Source organism: Streptomyces pilosus, assembly GCF_014649835.1.
GTDB classification, from domain to species: domain Bacteria; phylum Actinomycetota; class Actinomycetes; order Streptomycetales; family Streptomycetaceae; genus Streptomyces; species Streptomyces pilosus.
Map to the genome: position 1 here is coordinate 914,956 of NZ_BMTU01000001.1, position 17,476 is coordinate 932,431.

Genomic DNA, 17,476 nt, shown 5'->3' on the forward strand with positions numbered 1-17,476 from the left:
GCCATGGCGAACGAGCTGACGGGCCCCGTGCCCGAACTCCGGGTACTGAAGCCGGAGGAATGGGACAAGTTGTACGCGAACCTCATCCGGGCGTTCGGCGGGACGCCGGAGGCGGAGGAGGAGCGGGAACTGTGGCGGGCGCTGACCGAGTACGACCGCTTCCTGGGCGCCTGGGAGGGCGGGGAGTGCGTGGCGTCGGCGGGCGCGTTCCGCTTCCGACTGACCGTGCCCGGTGGCGCGTCCGTGGCGGCCGCGGGGGTCACGATGGTCAGTGTGGCCGCCACGCACCGGCGGCGCGGGGTGCTGACGTCCATGATGCGGCGGCAGTTGGACGACGTCCGGTCCTGGGGCGAACCGCTGGCGGTGCTGACGGCGTCCGAGCCGGCGATCTACGGCCGGTTCGGGTACGGAGCGGCGACCTTCCAGGCGGACGCGGAGATCGACACCCGGCGGGCGGGGCTGTCCGTGCCGCCCGGTACGGATGACGTACGCCTGCGGTACGTGGATCCCGCCGACGCGCTGGACGCCTGCGAGGCGGTCTACGCCCGGCTGGTGCCGGGCCGCCCGGGCATGGTGGCGCGGGGACCGGGCTGGGAGCGGCTGGGGGTGCTCGACCCGGAGAGCGACCGGGGCGGCGCGTCGCCGCTGCAGTGCGTGGTGGCCGAGCGGGACGGCCGGACGGTCGGGTACGCGCGGTTCCGGGTGAAGCCGTCCTGGGGGCCGGGCGGGCCGGACGGCGAGGTGCTCCTCAGCGCGCTGGAGGCGCTGGATCCGGCGGCGGGCGCGGCGCTGTGGCGCTTCCTGTTCGACATCGACCTGACGTCGACGCTGGTGGCGCGGGGGCGGCCCGTGGACGAGAGCTGGCAGTACCTGGTGTCGGACATACGCCGGGGCCGGCCGACACTGAAGGACGCGCTGTACGTGCGGCTGGTGGACGTCGGTGCGGCGCTCGCGGCGCGGACGTACCGGGCGCCCGTGGACGTCGTGCTGGAGGTGGAGGACGCCTTCTGCCCGTGGAACGCGGGACGCTGGCGGCTGAGCGGCGACGCGAAGGGGGCGTCCTGCGAGCGTACCGAGGACGCCGCCGATCTGGCCCTGTCGGTGCGGGAGCTGGGGGCCGCCTATCTGGGCGGGGTGGGTCTCACCGCGCTGGCGTCGGCGGGCCGGGTGCGCGAACTGCGGGACGGGGCGCTCGCGGAGGCGTCCCTGGCGTTCGGGAGCGACCCGGCGCCGTGGCTGCCCCACGGCTTCTGAGGCTCATCGGGGGCGCTGGCAGCCGGGGCACCAGAAGAGGTTGCGGGCGGCGAGGTCGGCGGTGCGGATCTCGCCGCCACAGATGTGGCAGGGCAGGTTCGCCCTGCGGTAGACGTACACCTCGCCGCCGTGGTCGTCGACGCGCGGCGGGCGGCCCATCGCCTCGGGGGTGTGTTCGGGGCGGACGGTGTCGATGCGGTTGTGCCGGACGCCCTCGCGCATCAGCGCGACCAGGTCGGCCCAGATCGCGTCCCACTGGTCCGGCGTGATGTCCCGGCCCGCACGGTAGGGGTCGATGCCGTGCCGGAAGAGGACCTCGGCGCGGTAGACGTTGCCCACGCCCGCGACGACCTTCTGGTCCATGAGGAGCGCGGCGATCGTGGTGCGGCTGCGGCTGATCCTGCGGTACGCGAGGGCCGGGTCGGCGTCGGGGCGCAGCGGGTCGGGGCCGAGCCGCTCGTGCACGGCCCGCTTCTCGCCGTCCGTGATCAGGGCGCAGGTGGTGGGTCCGCGCAGATCGACGTACGAGGTGTCGCCGGCGAGGCGCAGACGGACGGTGTCCGTGGGCGGCGGTGCCGGGGCCGGTCCGAAGGTGACCTTGCCGAACAGGCCGAGGTGGATGTGGACCCAGTCGGTGTGCGCGGGCTCGGGGTCGCCGAAGCCGAGGAAGAGGTGCTTCCCGTGGGCGTCGGTGGTGTGCAGCGGGGTGCGGTCGAGAAGAGCGGCGGCGTCGCTGAACTTGCCCTGGGGGCTGGTGACGCGCAGGGGCCCGCCGGCCGCGAAGGCGCCCGCGTAGTCCTGGGCCAGCCGGTGGATCGTGTGGCCCTCGGGCACGGGTCCCCCCTCGCTCGCTCTTTCTCGTCCCGCGGTCCGCCGTCTACTGCTGGGGGTGGTGGGCCGGGATCGGGGGGAGGTCGCCCGTGGTCTCGTAGGCGGAGAGCATGTCGATGCGGCGGATGTGCCGCTCGTCGCCGGAGAACGGGGTGGACAGGAAGATCTCGACGAACTTCGTGGCCTCGTCCTGGCTGTGCATGCGCGCGCCGACGGCGACCACGTTGGCGTCGTTGTGCTGACGGCCCAGGGCTGCCGTCTCCTCGCTCCAGGCCAGGGCCGCCCGTACGCCGTCGACCTTGTTCGCGGCGATCTGCTCGCCGTTGCCGGAGCCGCCGATCACGATGCCGAGGGCGCCCTCGTCCGCGGCGGTCCGCTCGGCGGCGCGGAGGCAGAAGGGCGGGTAGTCGTCCTGGGCGTCGTAGAGGTGCGGACCGCAGTCGACGGGCTCATGGCCCGCCTCCTTGAGCCACTCGACGAGGTGGTTCTTGAGTTCGTAGCCCGCATGGTCGGACCCGAGATACACGCGCATGCGTCGAGTGTGACACGGCCGCCCGCGGGCGGCGGCGCGGGGTGGCGGCGGGGAGCGGCGACACGGGGCGGGATGCGTGAGAAGTGTGAGGGAATCCACAGAACCTTAGGAAAAGTTCCAGTAAAGGTCCGATTCAAAGGTTCCCCTTTGAGTTCACCTCCGTTTCACTGGTCCGGCTCGTACCCCGCTCGTTCGGGGACCGCTCGACCGGCGCAAAGGAAGACCCCCCATGACTTCGCAGCCGACCCTGCCCCGGACCGGGAACGGCCCAGAGAAGCCCGGCGGCCCCGGGAACCCGCCGGACTCCGGCCTCCAGGCCGGGCTCAAGAACCGCCACCTGTCGATGATCGCCATCGGCGGTGTCATCGGCGCCGGCCTCTTCGTCGGTTCCAGCACCGGCATCGCGACCGCCGGCCCCGGCATCCTGCTGTCGTACGCCCTCGTCGGCACGCTCGTGGTGCTGGTGATGCGGATGCTCGGTGAGATGTCCGCGGCGAACCCGACGTCGGGGTCGTTCTCCGCGCACGCCGACCGGGCCCTCGGGCCGTGGGCCGGGTTCTCCATCGGCTGGCTGTACTGGTTCTTCTGGGTCGTGGTGCTGGCGGTCGAGGCGACCGCGGGTGCCGCGATCCTCGAAGGGTGGATACCGGCCGTACCCCAGTGGGGCTGGGCCCTCATCGTGATGGTGGTGCTGACCGCCACCAACCTCGCGTCCGTCGGCTCCTACGGCGAGTTCGAGTTCTGGTTCGCCGGGATCAAGGTCGTCGCCATCGGCGCGTTCATCGTGATCGGCGGTCTGGCCGTGTTCGGTGTGCTGCCCGGTGCCGACAGCGACCAGGCGGGGCTCGCCAACCTCACCGACCACGGCGGTTTCCTGCCGAACGGCGTCGGCGCGATCCTCACCGGCATCCTGCTCGTCGTCTTCTCCTTCATGGGCAGCGAGATCGCCACCCTGGCCGCCGGTGAGTCGGAGGACCCGCAGCGGGCCGTCACCAAGGCGACCAACAGCATCATCTGGCGCATCGGCGTCTTCTACCTGGGCTCGATCTTCGTCGTGGTCTGCCTGCTGCCCTGGGACAGCGAGTCAATCGCCGAGGACGGCTCGTACGTGGCCGCCCTGGACTCCCTCGGCATCGCGCACGCCGGTCAGATCATGAACTTCATCGTGCTGACGTCGGTGCTGTCCTGCCTCAACTCCGGGCTCTACACCGCCTCGCGGATGGCCTTCTCCCTCGGCCGGCGCGGGGACGCGCCGAAGGCGTTCGCCCGGACCACCCGCCGGGGCGTGCCGCGGAACGCGATCGTCGCGTCGGTGGTGTTCGGCTTCGTCGCCGTGTTCTTCAACTACAAGTTCCCGGACTCCGTCTTCCTCTTCCTCGTCAACTCCTCCGGCGCGGTCGCGCTGTTCGTGTGGCTGGTGATCTGCTTCTCGCAGCTGCGGATGCGGAAGATCATCGAGGCGGAGGCGCCGGAGAAGCTGGTCGTACGGATGTGGCTGTACCCGTATCTGACGTGGGCCAGCGCGGCGTTGATCGTGTTCGTGCTCGGCTACATGCTGACGGACACGGAGCACAACGGCCGCACCACGATGCTGCTGTCGCTGATGGTCGCCGGCGTCGTGCTCGCCGTCTCCTTCGTGAAGCAGCGGGTGGCGGGGCGGCGCGGTGACGCGGACGCCGGCACGGACACCGGCACGGACACCGGGGCCGCCCGGGACGGGGCGCGGACCGGCTGACCCGGGCGTCCCGTCGCGCTCAGAGCACCGTGAACCCCCGTTTGACCTCCTCGTACGTGGCCAGTGCGGCGGCCTCGGTCTCCGGCCGGTACCAGGTGTTGATCTGGTACGACGTGCCGCCCACGTCGAAGCCCAGCAGCCGGGCGTGCCAGGGGAGGCCGTCGAGGGTGAAGGTGTACTCCCAGACCACGGCGGGGTGGCCGCGGAACGTGGTCTCCTCCAGGCGGATCTTCACGTAGTCCCGGCCCTGGTGGGCGTTGCGTTCCGACGTCTGCCAGGTCCGGAGCAGGTCGCCGCGGGCGAGGGAGGACTTGGCTGCGAGTTCCTGGCTGCCGTCGGGGGACGTGTAGTGGATCTCGGCCCCCGTCCGCACGTTGCGCCGCCAGCCGTCGGGCGGCGCCCAGGCGAAGCCGCCCGCCTCCCGGCGCGCGCCGGGCGGGAGGGTGGCGGGGCGGGAGGTGCCCTCGACGGTGGGCGGGGCGGTCCCGGACGGGACGGTGCCGGACGGGACGGTCGCCGAGGCGCGGGCGCGGGCGCCGTGCCCGGCTTCACCCGAGTCCGTCACCAGCACGACGGCCACGGCCACGGCGGCGACCCCGGCAGCGGCGGCCGCCACCAGCCTCCGCCGCCCGGCGGCCCCGCCCGGCCGCCGCGGGTGCTCCGGCAACGGCCGCTCCTCGGTGCGGGCCCGGGCGAAGTCGTCCCGGCCGTCACCCGGGGCCCCCGGACCGTCCGGCACATCGCCGCTCGCCCCGCCCGGGACAGGGCCTGAGCCGCCCCGGCTGCCGCCCCCACCTCCCGGATCCCGCAGTACACCCGCGCTTCCCCCGCCCTGGGCAGGGCCCGGGCCCGTCCCGGGCGGCGCGGGAGCGCCTCCGGGGCCGGATCGCCTGTCGTTCCCGGGGCCGGGGCCGGGCCGGCCACGGGCGGTGTGGGGTGTGGTCGTCACGGGGCCGCCGGGATGCTCGGGTGGGCGGTGTCCGTCCGTCGTCGCCGGGTCGGGGCGGTCGTCCCCCGCCGCCCCCGGCCGACCGGGCCCCGGTGCGGGTGCCGGGAGTGCGGGCATCGTCGGAGGTGGAGGTGGGTGGGCTACGGGGGTCAGCGTGCTGCACAGGGTGTCCAGGGTGGGGCGGGCGCCGGGGTCCTTGTGGAGCAGCGCGGTCAGCACCTCGCGCAACGGGCCCGCCGCCGGCGGGATGTCGGGGCGTTCGTGGAGGACCGCGTGCAGGGTGGCCAGGGTGGTGGCGCGGGCGAAGGGGGAGTGACCGGCCAGGGCGGCGCAGAGGGTGGCGCCGAGGGACCAGAGGTCCGACGGCGGGCCCTGCGGCCGTCCGGAGACCCGCTCGGGGGCCATGTAGTCGGGGGAGCCGACCAGCATCCCCACCACGGTGAGGGCCTTGGCGTCCTGGATCGCGGCGATGCCGAAGTCCGTGAGGACCGTGCGCCGCACCTCCCCCTCCTCCACCAGTACGTTCCCCGGCTTGATGTCCCGGTGCAGCACTCCCCGCGCGTGGACCTGCCGCAGCGCCGCCAGGAGTCCGAGGCCGATGCGGGCCGTGTCACGGGGGCCCAGCGGCCCGTCCTCCGCGATGATCCGCTCCAGCGAACGGCCGGCCACCAACTCCATGACGATCCACAGGCGTTCGCCCTCGTCGACCACGTCGTAGACCCGTACGACATGGGGGTGGTCGATCCGGGCGGTCGCCCTCGCCTCGCGCAGGGTGCGCTCGCGGCGCGTGCCGGAGTCCTCCGCGTCGACGCCGTCCATCCGCATTTCCTTGACCGCGACCTGGCGGTCGAGCATTTCGTCGGCGGCTCGCCACACCCGCCCCATTCCCCCCTGGCCGATACTCTGGACCAGCCGATACCGCCCCGCCACCAGTATCCCTGGAACACCGCCGCTGTGCGTATTCCCCGGCAATGGGCTGCACCCCCTCCGCGATGCGCAGCGTGAAACTCGATAGTCACACTTCGGGCCGCCCCAGCATAGTGCGGACAAATCTTGTGGTACCTCTTCGAGTACTGCGTATTCAGGCGCAGGCAAGGGGGACGAACATGAGTTCGCGTCACATGACGATCACCACGGGTCTGCTGGTCACAGCATCTTTCTCGGCGGCCCTGTTCCTGTCCGGCACAGCCGGCGCGGAGGATCAGGGCCCGGGGAGCAGCAAAGGGGGAAAGGCCGTCGACAAGGCACCGGCGGGGGTCGGACTGACCACCCTCCTGACGGAGAGGATCTCCGTCGACAACAATTCGAAGAAGACCCGGATCACCGCCACGGTGAAGAACGGGGGAAGCAAGGAAAGCGGCAGGATCAGGCTTCTCGTGGTCGGTTTCGACGGCCTGACCGTCAAGAACGTCGAAGGCTGCTCCCCCCTTGCCGGGAAAGAACTTCCCGAGGGATCGAACAGTGGTTTCTCGTGCGCCGTCGGCAGCCTCGCGGCGGGGGCGTCGACGTCGTACGCCGTGGACGCGACGTACGACCTGAGCAAGGCCGGGAAGATCTGCCTGCCCGTGCAGACGGCGGACGGCGCCACCACGTTCTGGCAGCAGGGGCCGGTGCCGTTCGGCACCACCAACCCCTCGCCGGACGCGCCGGCGACACCGCTGCTCCTCGGCACCGACAACCAGCCGGCCGGCCCGGGACGGGACGAACTGGCCAGGACCGGACCCGCCGCGCAGCGGGCGGTGCTGGGGGCGGCCGCCGCCTCGATGGTCACGGCCGGCGCCGCCGCGCTGTGGTGGGTGTCGCGGCGCCAGGCCGGGCCCCGGCGGGGCTGACGGCGCCACGCGAAGAGGCCCGCCGGTCGGTGCGGACCGGCGGGCCTCTTCCCTGCGAACCGTGCGGCTACCGCTTGTCGACGAGCTTCCAGGCCGTGGGCAGCACGCCCATCGCGAGCGCCGCCTTCAGCGCGTCGCCGATGAGGAACGGGGTCAGGCCGGCCGCGATCGCGGCGGAGGCGGACATGCCGGTGGCGAGGGCCAGGTAGGGCACGCCGACGGCGTAGATGATCGCCGAGCCGAGCACCATGGTGCCCGCCGTCCGCCAGGCGGAGCGGTCCGCGCCGCGCCGGGCGAGCGCACCCACCACGACGGCGGCCAGCAGCATGCCGAGGATGTAGCCGAAGGACGGCATCGCCATCCCGGACCTGCCCTCCGCGAACCACGGCACACCGGCCATGCCCACCAGCGCGTACACCGCGAGGGAGGCGAATCCGCGGCGCGCGCCGAGGGTGGTGCCGACGAGGAGCGCCGCGAAGGTCTGGCCGGTCACCGGCACCGGGGAGCCGGGGACCGGCACCGCGATCTGGGCGGCCAGGCCGGTGAACGCGGCACCGCCGAGCACGAGCACGGCGTCCCGGACGCGGGAGGCCGGCACCAGGTCGGCGAGGACCTGTCCGGATCGGGCGGACGTGACGGAAGCGGTGCTCATGGGGTCTCCGCGGGGATGAGGGCGGTTGGGGACACCGCGACGCTATACCGGCTCCCGTGCGCCGATCACCGTCAGCGCTCGACAAAGGCACGAACACGGACTTGGTGGACTCCGGACAAAGAAGGGTGACGGCCAGGGGTGCGAGGTGATGCCGGTCACGGAGGTGAGGTGGTTTCGCCAACACCCGGCCGGACATGGGCTGCTGTAGAAAACCGCCAAACGGTCCGCCGGGGTGCGCGGTCGCCGTCTCGCCCGTCGGTCGGCGTCTGGGCAGGGCGGGGGCCGTTTGCTAGCTTCGAGCCATGGTCGCCCAGTCCCGGAACTTCACCTCGCGTCGCCACGTCGACCTGCGACGCGTCGGCGCGGCCGCCTGTCGCCTCCGCTAGCGGGGCGGGCCGAGCGGATCCGGCGCGCCCCGACTCCCGTACGTCGGCGCAGTGTCGGACCCGTTCCCGAGGACGTTCCCCATGCTTCATACCGTGGCACCCCCTTCCCGTTCCCCCTCCCTCTCCGCCCCCGTACCGCGTGCCGCCGATCCCGACCGGCGGCGGACCAGTGCCCGTGTCGTGCTGCGGTGCGTGCTGGAGCACGGGCCGGTGGCGCGCAGCACCGTCGCCCGGCTCACCGGGCTGTCACCCGCCGCGGTGACCGACCACTGCGCCCGGCTGGCAGGGCTCGGGCTCGTCCGGGAGGCGGCGGCTCCCCGCCGTTCGGGCGGGGTCGGACGGCCGCACGTGCCGGTGGACGTGGACGCGTCGCGGCTGGTGGTGGGCGGGGTGCACGTGTCCGTGCCGTACACCACGGTGGCGTTGCTCGATCCGCGCGGCCGGGTGGTGGCCGAGCGGCGGCTGCCGCACGCGGACACCGAGCCGTCCCGGGTGCTGGCGCGGGCCGCCGACGCCCTGGCGGCGCTGCTGGACGGGTTGCCGGACGCCCGCCCGCTGGCGGTCGGCTTCGCGGCGGGCGGCTGGGTGGACCGGCAGGCCGGCACCGTCGTCGAGCATCCGCTGCTCGGCTGGCGGGACGTCGCGGTACGGGAGACGCTCGGCGCCCACACCGGCCTGCCGGTCCATGTGGACGGGCACGCGCGGGCGTTGGTCGGTGCGGAGCGGCTGTTCGGGCGGTCGGCGCGCGGCAGCCGCAGTGTGCTGCTGCTGTTCGCCGGCAACCTGGTCGACGCGGCGTTCGCCACCCATGACGAGGTGCACCACGGCCCCCGCTCGCAGGCGGGGACGATCGCCCATCTGCCGCTCGCGGGCGGTACCGAGCCCTGCCCGTGCGGCCGGACCGGCTGCCTGCAGGCCGAGTTGAGCGAGCGCACACTGTGCCGGCGGGCCCTGGAGGCCGGGATCCGCGGCGGCACGGACTCGGCGCGGGTCGTCGACGCGGCGGCGGCCGGGCATCCGGTGGCGGCGCGGCTGCTGCGGGAGCGGGCCCGTATGACGGGGCGCGCGGTGGGGCTGCTGACCGATGTCCTCAACCCGGAGAGCGTCGTCGTCACCGAGGCCGGTGTCCTGCACCGGCCGGACTGCCTCGCGGCGTTGCGCGGGGAGCTCGACGACGAGCGGGCGGCCACGGTCGTCCCGGCGAGTTTCCCGGATTCGCTGCTGGCCGTGGCCGGTGGCGCGGTGGCCCTCGACGTCCTCTACCGGGACCCTCTCGCCGTTTCACCTGAGCTTAATTAATTCAAAAACTCCGAATATTGACAGGCCTCTTCCCCGGACAGGAACATGCTGGTCATGAGCTGTCGCACCCTCTGCTGCTGACACGTTGACGCGCGAGCATCCGCAGCGTCCGTCCTCCTCTGCGTGAATTCTCTTCCGCGGTTCTTTCCGCCCTGAATTCCGTCTGCCTTCCTGCCCTGTGTCATGTGTGTGAAATCCGGGAGTTCCCTCATGCCCGCACCCCCTGCGTCCCGTCTCGACCGGCGGCGCTTCCTCGCCTCCGTGCTCGGTGTCACCGCCGCCGCCGGACTGAGCGGCTGCGCCGAGGCCGGCGCCGCGGCCGACGAGGCGTCACTGAAGGCCCCGCCGGCCAAGAAGGTCCCGGCCGGTACGAGCCTGAAGATCTCCTCGTTCGAGAACTTCCAGCAGATCCAGCTGAAGCTCGCCGGACTGGACGACCTGCCCTTCGAGGTGGCCGACTGGCTGAACATCGGGGCCGGTCCGGATGTCATCAACGCCTTCCGCGCCAAGTCCCTCGACCTCGCCAACAACGCCGGCATCCCGCCGATCCAGGCCCACTACCAGGGCTTCGACGCGAAGATCGTCGCGATCAACATCACCCGCAGGCCCAACTACCTCTTCGCCACTCGGCCCGGCAGCGCCATCCGCACGGTGCGGGACTTCCGCGGCAAGCGGCTCGCGTTCTCCCAGGGGCAGGCCCAGGGCGTCGTCCTGCTGCGCGCCCTGAAGGAGGCCGGGCTGGAGTACGAGGACGCCGAGCTGATCCCGCTGACCAGCAACCAGTTCCTCACCGCCCTGCAGTCGGGCCAGGTCGACATCGCGCCGCTCGGCATCAGCCAGGCGCCGTCCTACCTGAAGCAGTACGGGTCCCAGGGGGCCCGCACGATCCCCACCGACGTGGTGGACCTGCTCAACCTGCTGTGGGCGCCCACGACGGTGCTGGCCGACCGGGCGAAGGCCGCCGCGGTCGCCGCGTACATCCCGTACTGGGCCAAGGGCGCGGTGTGGCAGTACGAGCACCCCGACGTGTGGAACAGGGAGTACTTCGTCAAGACGCAGAACCTCACCCTCGCCCAGGCCGAGTCGATCACCGAACTCGCGAACAAGCCACTGTTCTCCCCCAGTTGGGACGAGGCGATCGCCTGGGAGCAGGAGACCGCCGATCTGCTGGCGGAGGGCGGCTACGTGAAGAAGTTCGACGTCACCACCCTCTTCGACCGGCGCTTCGAGTCCCTCGCCGCCGAGGCCGTACCCGAGGAGTACCGGACATGACCGCCGTGACCACGACCACCGCGACCCCGCCCGGGAGCACCGCGCCGTCCACCGCCGAGGAGGGGCACCGGGTCCGCCGGCGGCGGCGCCTCTCCCCCGGCAGGCGGCTGCCCGCCACCCGGCTGCTCGGACCGGCGCTCGTCCTCGTCCTGTGGGCCGCCGCCTCCGCCGCCGGAGAGCTCGACCCCGGCGCCGTCCCCGCGCCCTGGACGGTGCTGGAGACCGGCGCCCGGCTGTGGACCGAGGGCACCCTGGCGGACGACATCCTCACCTCGCTGCGGCGGGCGGGCTCCGGCTTCGTCATCGGACTGACCGCGGGCATCCTCCTCGCCCTGGCCTCGGGGCTCAGCCGGACCGGCGAGGCGCTGATCGACGGCAGCGTGCAGCTCAACCGGGCGGTCCCCACCCTCGGACTGATCCCGCTGTTCATCCTGTGGCTCGGCATCGGCGAGACCTTCAAGATCGCGATCATCGCCATCGTCGTCTACATCCCGATCTACCTGAACACGCACGCCGCGCTCTCCGGCATCGACCACCGGTTCGTGGAACTCGCCGAGGTGCAGGGCCTGTCCCGGCTCGCGTTCATCCGGCAGGTCGTCGTCCCCGGCGCGCTGCCCGGCTTCTTCGTCGGACTGCGGCTCGGGGTGACCGGCTCCTGGCTGGGCCTGGTCGTGCTCGAACAGATCAACGCCACCAGCGGACTCGGCTACCTGATGTTCCAGGCGCAGAACTACGGCCAGACGGACGTGATCCTGGTGGGTCTCGTCGTCTACGGCATCTTCGGCCTGGTCTCGGACACCGCGGTCCGCCTGATCGAACGGAGGGTGCTGTCATGGCGCCGCACACTGAGCAGCTGACCCGGCCCGCCGTGCGGCTGCGCGGCCTCACCCGGTCCTTCGAGGGACGTACGGTCCTCGACGACATCGACCTGGACCTGCCGGCCGGACAGTTCACCGCGCTGCTCGGGCACAGCGGCTCCGGCAAGAGCACCCTGCTGCGCGCCGTCGCGGGCATCGACCACGGAGTCGCCGGCAGCGGCACGCTCACCGCGCCCGAGCGGGTGTCGGTGGTCTTCCAGGACTCCCGGCTGCTGCCCTGGCGGCGGATCCTGCCCAACGTGCTGCTGGGTCTCGACGGCAGGGACGCCGGGGAACGCGGCCGTGCCGCGCTCGCCGAGGTCGGCCTCGCGGGCCGGGAGCGCGCCTGGCCGAACGAGCTGTCCGGCGGTGAGGCGCAGCGCGCCGCGCTCGCCCGGTCCCTGGTGCGGGAGCCGGAACTGCTGCTCGCCGACGAGCCGTTCGGCGCGCTGGACGCGCTGACGCGCATCAAGATGCACGCGCTGCTGCGGCAGTTGTGGGAGCGGCACCGGCCGTCGGTGCTGCTGGTCACCCACGACGTGGACGAGGCGGTGGCCCTGGCGGACCGGGTGCTGGTGCTGGAACGGGGGCGGATCGGGCTCGACCTGACGATCGAGCGCGAGGCGGGTGCGCACGCGGCGTACCGGACGCGGTTGCTGCGGGCGCTCGGGGTGACCGAGGCCGTGGCGTGAACGCCCGCCGTCCCGCGCGCGCCGCCGCCCCCGCACCCCAAGCCCCGAACAGGCCCCGTCCGCACCCGCCGCACGGGCGGTGCACGGCCGCCCGTGCCCGCACGCCACTCCCCGTCCCGAAGGAGGGACCCCCATGACCAGGAAGCTCCACCTCAACGCCTTCCTCATGAACACCGGCCACCACGAGGCCTCCTGGCGGCTGCCCGAGAGCGATCCGCACGCGCACGTCGACCTCGCCCACTACGTACGCCTCGCCCGCACCGCCGAGCGGGGCACCTTCGACTCGCTGTTCCTCGCCGACGGTCCCCAGCTGTGGAACAGCGTGGCCCAGCGCCCGGCCGGCGCGCTCGAACCGCTCACGCTGCTGACCGCGCTGGCGACGGCCACCGAACACATCGGGCTGATCGCGACCGCGTCGACGTCCTACAACTCCCCCTACAACCTGGCCCGCAGGTTCGCCTCGCTGGACATCATCAGCGGTGGCCGGGCCGGCTGGAACATCGTCACCACCGCCGGTACCCAGGCGGCCCGCAACTTCGGTCTGGAGGCGGAACCCGCGCACGCCGAACGATACGCGCGAGCCGCCGAGTTCCTCGACGTCGCCCGCCTGCTGTGGGACAGCTGGGAGGACGACACCGTCGTCGCCGACAAGGCGGCCGGGGTGTGGGGGGACGACGCCCGGATCCACCCGCCCCGGCACCGGGGGACGTACTTCCGGGTCGAGGGCGCGCTCAACGTGCCCCGCACGCCGCAGGGATACCCGCTCCTCGTGCAGGCGGGCTCCTCCGAGGACGGCAAGCGGTTCGCCGCCCGGTACGCGGAGGCGGTGTTCACCGCGCAGCAGACCCTCGCCGGCGCGCGGGACTTCTCCGCCGACCTCAAGGCCCGTACGGCGGCGGAGGGCCGCGACCCGGACCACATCAAGGTGCTGCCCGGCATCGTGCCCGTCCTCGGCTCCACCGAGGCCGAGGCGCGGCGGCGGGAGCGGGAGCTGGAGGACCACATCGTGCACGAGCACGGGGTGCGCCACCTCGAGGAGTTGCTGCGCCTGGCGCCCGGCTCACTGGAGCTGGACGCCGAGCTGCCCGACGGACTGCCGCCGGAGGAGGCCATCGAGGGCGCCAAGAGCCGCTACACGCTCGTCGTGGAGCTGGCCCGGCGCGAGCGGCTCACCGTGCGGCAGCTGATCGGGCGGCTCGGCGGCGGCCGCGGCCACCTGACCTTCACGGGTACGCCCGAGCAGGTCGCCGACACCATCGAGCGGTGGTTCTCGCTCGGCGCCGCCGACGGCTTCAACATCATGCCGCCCGTGCTGCCGTCCGGCCTCGACGCCTTCGTCGACCACGTCGTCCCGATCCTGCGCGCCCGGGGGCTGCTCCGCACGGAGTACGGGCCGCGGCAGACCCTGCGCGAGCGCTACGGCCTCCCGCGCCCCGCCAACCAGCACACCGCCACCGCCACCGCCGTCTCCCCCACCGCAGCCCTCGTCTGACCGGCCCCTTCCGGAAAGGAACCCGCACCCATGACCGACCTCAAGATCACCAAGGTGACCGCGCACATCGGCGCCCAGGTCTCCGGCGTCGACATCTCCCAGCCGCTCGACGACGGGACCGTCGCCGCGATCCGCGACGCCCTGAACGCACACAAGACCCTCCTCTTCGACGACGTGAACCTCGACGACGAGGGACAGCAGGCGTTCGCCCGGCACTTCGGCGACCTCACCGGTGCCCACCCCACCGTCCCCGCCGTCGACGGCGCCCCGAGCGTGCTGCCGGTCGACAGCGAGGGCGGCCGGGCCGCCAACAACTGGCACACCGACGTCACCTTCGTGCTCAATCCGCCGCAGGCCAGCACCCTGCGCAGCATCACGATCCCGCCCTACGGCGGCGAGACCCTGATCGCCGACGCGGCCGCCGCCTACCGCGACCTGCCCGAGCCGCTGCGCCGTCTCGCGGACACGCTGTGGGCGGAGCACACCAACGACTACGACTACGCCGTGCCGGAGGAGGCCGTGGACGAGCTGGAGGCGGCCCGGCGCGCCCAGTTCACGTCCCGTACGTACCGCACCGTCCATCCGGTGGTCCGGGTCCATCCCCTGACCGGGGAACGCGGGCTGTTCATCGGCGGGTTCGCCCAGCGCGTCGTCGGCCTGTCGCGGGGCGAGTCCCGCAAGGTGCTGGACCTGCTCCAGGCGTACGTCACCCGGCCGGAGAACGTGGTGCGCTGGCGCTGGTCGCCGAACCAGCTGGTGCTGTTCGACAACCGCATCACCCAGCACTACGCCATCGACAACTACGGCGGCCTGCCGCGCCGGCTGCACCGGGTGACCGTCGCCGGTGACATCCCCGTCGGCATCGACGGCGAGCGGTCCTACGCGGTCGAGGGGGACGCCTCGCACTACACGTCGGTCGCGGCGTGACCGGGACCCCGCAGTAACCGGATCATCACCCTCCGGATGACTGCCGTCCACATGCTGGGCGGTCTCCCCGTGAACGCGCGGAGGCCGCCCAGACTGGGCGGCGTTTTGTCATCTCCCGCATTGGACGAACCGCGCCCATGCCCAGCACCACCGTCGAGACGCCCCCGAAGCCGGACGGCGCCTCCCTCTCGAACGGCCTGAAGCAGCGCCATCTGTCGATGATCGCCCTCGGCGGGGTGATCGGCGCCGGCCTGTTCGTCGGCTCCGGCGCGGGCATCGCCGCCGCCGGGCCCTCCATCGTCCTCGCCTACACCCTCTCCGGCCTCCTGGTGATGCTGGTGATGCGAATGCTGGGTGAGATGTCGGCGGCGCACCCGTCGTCGGGTTCCTTCTCCGCGCACGCCGAGCGGGCCTTCGGCCCGTGGGCCGGGTTCACCGCCGGCTGGGCCTTCTGGGTGCTGCTGTGCACGGCGGTGGGCCTGGAGGGCATCGGCGCCGCCAAGATCGTCACCGGGTGGCTGCCGGGCACGCCCGAGTGGGCGTGGGTGGCACTGTTCATGGTGCTCTTCTGCGGCACGAACCTCGCGGCGGTGAAGAACTTCGGCGAGTTCGAGTTCTGGTTCGCCGCCCTGAAGGTCGGCGCGATCGCCCTGTTCCTGGGCCTCGGCGTGCTGGCCCTCGCCGGCGTGCTGCCGGGCACCGACTCCCCGGGCGCCTCGCACCTCACCGACTTCCTCCCGCACGGCGGCGAGGGCCTGGTGATCGGGCTGCTCGCCTCCCTCTTCGCCTACGGCGGCCTGGAGACGGTGACCATCGCGGCGGCCGAGTCGGAGGACCCGGTCAAGGGCGTGGCGAGCGCGGTCCGCACGGCGATGTGGCGGATCGCGCTGTTCTACATCGGCTCGATGGCGGTCGTCGTCACCCTGGTCCCGTGGGACGACCCCGCGGTCGTCGAGGACGGCCCCTACGTCGCCGCCCTGGACCGCCTCGGCATCCCGGGCGCCGGCCAGCTGATGAACGTGGTGGTGCTGGTGGCGCTGCTGTCCGCGATGAACGCCAACATCTACGGCGCCTCGCGCATCGGCTACTCGCTGGTGGAACGGGGCCACGGCCCCAGGGCCCTGAGCCGGGTGTCGGGCGGCGTGCCGCGGATCGCCGTCCTGGCCTCCTCCGTGTTCGGCTTCCTGTGCGTGCTGCTGAGCTACTGGCGTCCCGACGACGTGTTCACCTGGCTGCTGAACATGATCGGTGCGGTGATCCTGGTCGTCTGGATCTTCATCGCCGCCTCCCAGCTGCGGCTGCGCCGCCGGCTCGAGCGCGAGACGCCCGGGAAGCTGACGGTGCGGATGTGGGCCTTCCCGTGGCTGACGTGGGTGGCGCTGGCCGGCATGGCGGCGGTCTTCGTGCTCATGGCCCGGGAGCCGGACACCCGGGTGCAGCTCTACTCGACGGGCGGCATGACCCTGGCGCTGGCGGCGGCGGGATACGCCTGGCAGCGGGCGCGCGCCCGGGGCTGACCCGCCCGCCCGACCGATCGCCTCGACGGCCCCCGCGCGGACGCGCGGGGGCCGTTTCGCGTGCCCTGTCCCTGCGCCCTGTCCGTGTGTCCTGTCCGTGCGCCCTGTCACTGCGCCCGTTCCGCGTGTCCGCGGGCCGCCGCGCGACGCCTGCCGCTGCTAGCGTGTAGTTGCAAGTAGTGTGCAATAAGCGTCCTGCCTCGTGGTCGTCTTCTCACCGTTCACCCGGCAGGCGGAAAGAGGGAGGCCCCCGCGAGGACATGACTCGCGGGGGCTTCCGGTATGCGGCGATCCGGGTCATCGTTGGGCGGTGGCGACAACCAGGACGATGACGCTGCTCTGCTCGACCTGCGGCGGCCCGCACCAACACCGGCTGATGACCCCGCAGGAACAGGCCCGGGCCAAGCAGCAGCTGGGCCTACGGGCCGTGTACGACCTCTGGCTCTGCGAGAACGTGGTGGACGCCGAGTCCGGCCGGCGCTGCCGGACCCTGCGCCGGTGGGGGCGGACGAATCCGTTCCCCAGCCCCGTCAAACTGCTGCCGCCGGAGTGAGCCTCACAGGTTGCTGAAGTCCGGACCCTTGGTGCGGCTGCGCTTGATCTCGTAGAAGCCGGGGACGGAGGCGACCGCGAGGGTGCCGTCCCACAGGCGGCCGGCCTCCTCGCCCTTCGGGGCGGGGGTGACGACCGGGCCGAAGAAGGCGATCTGCTCGCCGTCGGCGCCGGGGACCGCGATCACGGGCGTGCCGACGTCCTGGCCGACCTTGTCGATGCCCTCCTGGTGGGAGGCGCGCAGCTGCGGCTCGTACGGGGTGGAGTCCCAGTGCTCCATCAGGGACTCGGGCAGGCCGACGTCCTTCAGGGCGGCGGCGACCGTCTCCCTGCCCGGGCCCTCGTCCTTGTTGTGGATGCGGGTGCCGAGCGCGGTGTAGAGGTCGCCGAGCACCTGGGCGCCGTGCTCCTCCTGGGCCGCGATGACGACCCGGACCGGGCCCCAGGCCTTGGTCTCGAGCAGTTCGCGGTACTCGTCGGGGAGCTCGTCGAGCCGGTCCTCGTTGAGGACCGCGAGGCTCATCAGGTGCCAGCGGACCTCGATGTCCCGCACCTTCTCGACCTCCAGCACCCAGCGGGAGGTCATCCAGGCCCAGGGGCACAGCGGGTCGAACCAGAAGTCGACGGGCGTGGCGGAAGACTTGTCCGGCATGTCACTCCTCGTGAAGGCAGCTTCTCCGGGTGACAACGCCGCGGC

17 protein-coding genes are annotated in these 17,476 nt (G+C 72.6%); 12 read left to right on the forward strand and 5 right to left on the reverse strand.

The genetic code is table 11. From position 1 onward, the window contains the following. Nucleotides 1-3 precede the first annotated feature (3 nt). On the forward strand, nucleotides 4-1,254 hold the full coding sequence (locus IE118_RS04135; RefSeq protein WP_189555838.1) for a GNAT family N-acetyltransferase: 1,251 nt from the start codon (nucleotides 4-6) through the stop codon (nucleotides 1,252-1,254). Nucleotides 1,255-1,257: 3 nt separating this feature from the next. Here IE118_RS04135 and IE118_RS04140 read toward each other — a convergent pair whose 3' ends face one another. Then, a complete protein-coding gene (locus IE118_RS04140) occupies nucleotides 1,258-2,088 on the reverse strand; it encodes an Fpg/Nei family DNA glycosylase (protein WP_189555839.1) in 831 nt (276 codons plus the stop codon). 43 nt (nucleotides 2,089-2,131) lie between these two features. Continuing rightward, the gene (locus IE118_RS04145) at nucleotides 2,132-2,617 is read right to left on the reverse strand and encodes a ribose-5-phosphate isomerase (RefSeq protein ID WP_189555840.1); all 486 of its coding nucleotides are present in this window, start codon (nucleotides 2,615-2,617) and stop codon (nucleotides 2,132-2,134) included. A gap of 229 nt (nucleotides 2,618-2,846) precedes the next feature. On the opposite strand from IE118_RS04145, the gene IE118_RS04150 reads away from it, so the two are divergent. Next, nucleotides 2,847-4,352 carry an amino acid permease gene (locus IE118_RS04150; protein WP_189555841.1) on the forward strand — a complete coding sequence of 502 codons (1,506 nt, stop codon included), beginning with the start codon at nucleotides 2,847-2,849 and terminating at the stop codon, nucleotides 4,350-4,352. Nucleotides 4,353-4,371: 19 nt separating this feature from the next. On the opposite strand, the gene IE118_RS04155 is transcribed toward IE118_RS04150, so the two are convergent. Further along, complete coding sequence (locus IE118_RS04155; RefSeq protein WP_373303150.1) at nucleotides 4,372-6,231, reverse strand: serine/threonine-protein kinase; 1,860 nt, start codon at nucleotides 6,229-6,231, stop codon at nucleotides 4,372-4,374. 176 nt (nucleotides 6,232-6,407) lie between these two features. Here IE118_RS04155 and IE118_RS04160 point away from each other — a divergent pair, with 176 nt between their 5' ends. Next, nucleotides 6,408-7,133, forward strand: a complete 726-nt coding sequence (locus tag IE118_RS04160; protein WP_189555842.1) for a hypothetical protein — start codon at nucleotides 6,408-6,410, stop codon at nucleotides 7,131-7,133. A gap of 67 nt (nucleotides 7,134-7,200) precedes the next feature. On the opposite strand, the gene IE118_RS04165 is transcribed toward IE118_RS04160, so the two are convergent. Beyond that, nucleotides 7,201-7,785 carry a biotin transporter BioY gene (locus IE118_RS04165; protein WP_189555843.1) on the reverse strand — a complete coding sequence of 195 codons (585 nt, stop codon included), beginning with the start codon at nucleotides 7,783-7,785 and terminating at the stop codon, nucleotides 7,201-7,203. 302 nt (nucleotides 7,786-8,087) lie between these two features. On the opposite strand from IE118_RS04165, the gene IE118_RS34690 reads away from it, so the two are divergent. The 9 genes from IE118_RS34690 to IE118_RS04205 all read left to right on the forward strand — a co-directional run bounded on the left by IE118_RS34690 (nucleotide 8,088) and on the right by IE118_RS04205 (nucleotide 16,780). Then, entirely contained in the window at nucleotides 8,088-8,171 is an 84-nt protein-coding gene (locus tag IE118_RS34690; protein WP_351804954.1) for a putative leader peptide, read from the forward strand. Between the two features lie 81 nt (nucleotides 8,172-8,252). Further along, entirely contained in the window at nucleotides 8,253-9,470 is a 1,218-nt protein-coding gene (locus tag IE118_RS04170) for an ROK family transcriptional regulator (RefSeq protein WP_189555844.1), read from the forward strand. A 210-nt stretch (nucleotides 9,471-9,680) separates the two neighbouring features. After that, complete coding sequence (locus IE118_RS04175) at nucleotides 9,681-10,742, forward strand: ABC transporter substrate-binding protein (protein WP_189555845.1); 1,062 nt, start codon at nucleotides 9,681-9,683, stop codon at nucleotides 10,740-10,742. Beyond that, entirely contained in the window at nucleotides 10,739-11,599 is an 861-nt protein-coding gene (locus IE118_RS04180; protein ID WP_189555846.1) for an ABC transporter permease, read from the forward strand. Before IE118_RS04175 ends, IE118_RS04180 begins: the two co-directional genes overlap by 4 nt. Next, complete coding sequence (locus tag IE118_RS04185) at nucleotides 11,575-12,291, forward strand: ABC transporter ATP-binding protein (RefSeq protein ID WP_189555847.1); 717 nt, start codon at nucleotides 11,575-11,577, stop codon at nucleotides 12,289-12,291. Before IE118_RS04180 ends, IE118_RS04185 begins: the two co-directional genes overlap by 25 nt. Before the next feature lie 133 nt (nucleotides 12,292-12,424). After that, on the forward strand, nucleotides 12,425-13,783 hold the full coding sequence (locus IE118_RS04190) for an LLM class flavin-dependent oxidoreductase (RefSeq protein ID WP_189555848.1): 1,359 nt from the start codon (nucleotides 12,425-12,427) through the stop codon (nucleotides 13,781-13,783). A gap of 30 nt (nucleotides 13,784-13,813) precedes the next feature. Then, nucleotides 13,814-14,710 carry a TauD/TfdA dioxygenase family protein gene (locus tag IE118_RS04195; RefSeq protein WP_189555849.1) on the forward strand — a complete coding sequence of 299 codons (897 nt, stop codon included), beginning with the start codon at nucleotides 13,814-13,816 and terminating at the stop codon, nucleotides 14,708-14,710. A 137-nt stretch (nucleotides 14,711-14,847) separates the two neighbouring features. Continuing rightward, the gene (locus tag IE118_RS04200) at nucleotides 14,848-16,227 is read left to right on the forward strand and encodes an amino acid permease (protein WP_189555850.1); all 1,380 of its coding nucleotides are present in this window, start codon (nucleotides 14,848-14,850) and stop codon (nucleotides 16,225-16,227) included. Nucleotides 16,228-16,537: 310 nt separating this feature from the next. Then, complete coding sequence (locus IE118_RS04205) at nucleotides 16,538-16,780, forward strand: hypothetical protein (protein WP_189555851.1); 243 nt, start codon at nucleotides 16,538-16,540, stop codon at nucleotides 16,778-16,780. 3 nt (nucleotides 16,781-16,783) lie between these two features. Here the strand turns inward: IE118_RS04205 and IE118_RS04210 are convergent, their stop codons facing one another. Beyond that, nucleotides 16,784-17,431, reverse strand: a complete 648-nt coding sequence (locus IE118_RS04210; protein WP_189555852.1) for a mycothiol-dependent nitroreductase Rv2466c family protein — start codon at nucleotides 17,429-17,431, stop codon at nucleotides 16,784-16,786. Nucleotides 17,432-17,476 lie beyond the last annotated feature (45 nt).

Bases quoted from the DNA above. Each gene is read 5' to 3' on its own strand.
- IE118_RS04135 (WP_189555838.1), top strand. From the start codon at position 4: ATGGCGAACGAGCTGACGGGCCCCGTGCCCGAACTCCGGGTACTGAAG.
- IE118_RS04145 (WP_189555840.1), bottom strand. From the start codon at position 2,617: ATGCGCGTGTATCTCGGGTCCGACCATGCGGGCTACGAACTCAAGAAC.
- IE118_RS04150 (WP_189555841.1), top strand. From the start codon at position 2,847: ATGACTTCGCAGCCGACCCTGCCCCGGACCGGGAACGGCCCAGAGAAG.
- IE118_RS04160 (WP_189555842.1), top strand. From the start codon at position 6,408: ATGAGTTCGCGTCACATGACGATCACCACGGGTCTGCTGGTCACAGCA.
- IE118_RS04165 (WP_189555843.1), bottom strand. From the start codon at position 7,785: ATGAGCACCGCTTCCGTCACGTCCGCCCGATCCGGACAGGTCCTCGCC.
- IE118_RS34690 (WP_351804954.1), top strand. From the start codon at position 8,088: ATGGTCGCCCAGTCCCGGAACTTCACCTCGCGTCGCCACGTCGACCTG.
- IE118_RS04170 (WP_189555844.1), top strand. From the start codon at position 8,253: ATGCTTCATACCGTGGCACCCCCTTCCCGTTCCCCCTCCCTCTCCGCC.
- IE118_RS04175 (WP_189555845.1), top strand. From the start codon at position 9,681: ATGCCCGCACCCCCTGCGTCCCGTCTCGACCGGCGGCGCTTCCTCGCC.
- IE118_RS04180 (WP_189555846.1), top strand. From the start codon at position 10,739: ATGACCGCCGTGACCACGACCACCGCGACCCCGCCCGGGAGCACCGCG.
- IE118_RS04185 (WP_189555847.1), top strand. From the start codon at position 11,575: ATGGCGCCGCACACTGAGCAGCTGACCCGGCCCGCCGTGCGGCTGCGC.
- IE118_RS04190 (WP_189555848.1), top strand. From the start codon at position 12,425: ATGACCAGGAAGCTCCACCTCAACGCCTTCCTCATGAACACCGGCCAC.
- IE118_RS04195 (WP_189555849.1), top strand. From the start codon at position 13,814: ATGACCGACCTCAAGATCACCAAGGTGACCGCGCACATCGGCGCCCAG.
- IE118_RS04200 (WP_189555850.1), top strand. From the start codon at position 14,848: ATGCCCAGCACCACCGTCGAGACGCCCCCGAAGCCGGACGGCGCCTCC.
- IE118_RS04210 (WP_189555852.1), bottom strand. From the start codon at position 17,431: ATGCCGGACAAGTCTTCCGCCACGCCCGTCGACTTCTGGTTCGACCCG.